General features: G+C 63.3%; 3 protein-coding genes. 2 read left to right on the top strand and 1 reads right to left on the bottom strand.

Going from position 1 to position 1,992, the window contains the following annotated elements; translation table 11 throughout:
• Window positions 1–100 precede the first annotated feature (100 nt).
• Window positions 101–667 carry a TetR/AcrR family transcriptional regulator gene (locus tag CIK71_RS17165; RefSeq protein WP_096166887.1) on the bottom strand — a complete coding sequence of 189 codons (567 nt, stop codon included), beginning with the start codon at window positions 665–667 and terminating at the stop codon, window positions 101–103.
• A gap of 99 nt (window positions 668–766) precedes the next feature.
• Between CIK71_RS17165 and CIK71_RS17160 the strand changes: the two genes are divergently transcribed.
• Together CIK71_RS17160 and CIK71_RS17155 are read left to right on the top strand one after the other, a co-directional pair.
• Window positions 767–1,543, top strand: a complete 777-nt coding sequence (locus CIK71_RS17160; RefSeq protein WP_096166886.1) for an SDR family oxidoreductase — start codon at window positions 767–769, stop codon at window positions 1,541–1,543.
• Window positions 1,544–1,573: 30 nt separating this feature from the next.
• The gene (locus CIK71_RS17155) at window positions 1,574–1,975 is read left to right on the top strand and encodes a GlcG/HbpS family heme-binding protein (protein ID WP_096166885.1); all 402 of its coding nucleotides are present in this window, start codon (window positions 1,574–1,576) and stop codon (window positions 1,973–1,975) included.
• The last annotated feature ends 17 nt before the right edge of the window (window positions 1,976–1,992 follow it).

Here is a 1,992-nt window from a genome sequence, read left to right as displayed (position 1 = left end):
CAGGGACCCGTTCCTTCATCCCCGCTCCGTGACTACAACGTCATGACCCGCAACACCTAGTCGATTGGAACAAGCTATCGAGGCTCCTGAAGCATGACCCTCAAGTGCGGGCCCTCGCGGCGCTGACGAGTGCTTCAACGGAAACGATCAGCAGGGCGCGGTGCCGCTGGAGGCGGTCATCAGACCAGGGCCCCTCTGAAGCGTGCGCGCGAAGACCAGGCGATGCGAACTGCCACGCCGTGATCTGGCCAAGCAACAGGGCGAGCACATCGACCGCCGCACCATCGAAACTTTTCGACAGCTCTCGCACCTTGGGTTCGTACGCCTGGACCTCGCTCGGCGATGCATCTTCCCGTTCAAGGCCAGCCCAGGACGTTAGGCGCAAGATTTCTGGTCGAGCCGTCAGATAGTCGAAGAGTGCCCCTGCATACGACGGGAGGTCCTTAGCGGTGAATGGCACCTCGTCTGCCATCTCGGCCAGCGCGGCCGACACCACGAAATCGAACAGCTGGCGCTTCGGTCCGAAGTGGACATAGATGGAGCGCTTGTTGACCCGCCCAGTCTCAGCGATCCTGTCCACGCGCGCGCCAGCAAGGCCGAACTGCGCGAACTCGGCCCGCGCCGCGCCGAGGATCCGGCGTTTGGTGTCTGTGGCATCGGGTGGCATGCCCCCAGTCTATAGGTAACCATCTGGTTATTGACGTTCTCGCCGTGACGTGACAGTCTCCTTCTCGTAAGCATCCAGATAGTTACACGAGGAGTGTCCATGTCCCAGAAGATCCTGATCACCGGTGCCAGCAGTGGATTCGGGCAAGGTGCCGCGCTCGAACTCGCCCGCCAGGGCCACGACGTGATCGCCGCCGCCGAGACGTGGCCCCAGGTCCGCGGCCTTCGAGCGGATGCCGACGCAGCCGGCGTCGAACTCAACGTCATCAAGCTCAACCTGCTCGACCCCATCGACATCGCTCACGCCGGCTCCTTCGACGTGGACGTTCTGGTCCTCAACGCCGGAGTCATGGAGGGTGGAGCAGTGGTCGATATCCCGCTGCAGCGCGTGCGGGAGTCGTTCGACATCAACCTGTTCGGGCACCTCGAACTGGTCCAGGCCATCGCACCGAAGATGATCGCTCGCAAGAGCGGACGCATCGTCTGGACCTCCTCGATGGGCGGGATCCTCGTCGTCCCGTTCCTGGGCGCCTACTGCGCGACCAAGCACGCGATCGAAGCGGTCGCCGGGTCGATGAAGGCCGAGCTGGAGCAGTTCGGCATCAAGGTCGCCACCATCAACCCCGGAGTGTTCGGAACCGGGTTCAACGACACCGGCGCCGAGAGCTACGTGCAGTGGTACGACGGCGAGACCGCACATGTCCCGATGCCTGACTTCGGTCCGTCGCTGGCCGACCAGGCCGACCCCCAGGAGATGGTCGACGCGATGGTGGAGACCATCACCGCCGACAATCCCGACTACCGGACCATGCGGCCACTGGAGACCATCGACGCTGCCAAGCAGTGGCAGGAAACCGAGTGGACCCAGAAGGCCTGACACCGAGAGAGAAGGAAAGGACAGAACCACATGTCACACCCCACAATCACTCTTGAAACGGCCAGCCGCATCATCGACGCCGGCCAGGAGAAGGCCCTCGATCTCGGCCTGAACGCCGTCTTCGCCGTCCTCGACGCCGGGGCGAACCTTGTCGCCTTCGAGCGGATGGACGGCGCTTGGCTGGCCTCCAATGATCTCGCGCTGGCGAAGTCACGTACATCCGTCATGTTCGAAGCACCAAGCGAAGCGTTGAACGCGCCCCTACAGCTCGGTGAGCCGGTCGCTCACTTCGATCACACCAACGGCGGTCTGCTCCTCATGGGCGGCGGCGTTCCGATCACTGATGACACAGGTCGACTCCTCGGTGCGCTAGGCGTCTCAGGAGGAACCCCAGAACAGGACGCCGAGATCGCTCGGACAGCGATCAGCTAGGGCGTGTCTCCTATGTG

This window comes from Brachybacterium alimentarium, from assembly GCF_002332425.1.
Lineage (GTDB): Bacteria > Actinomycetota > Actinomycetes > Actinomycetales > Dermabacteraceae > Brachybacterium > Brachybacterium alimentarium.
Note: the sequence above shows the minus strand (reverse complement) of the source record. Positions and strands in the feature narration are given on the sequence as shown.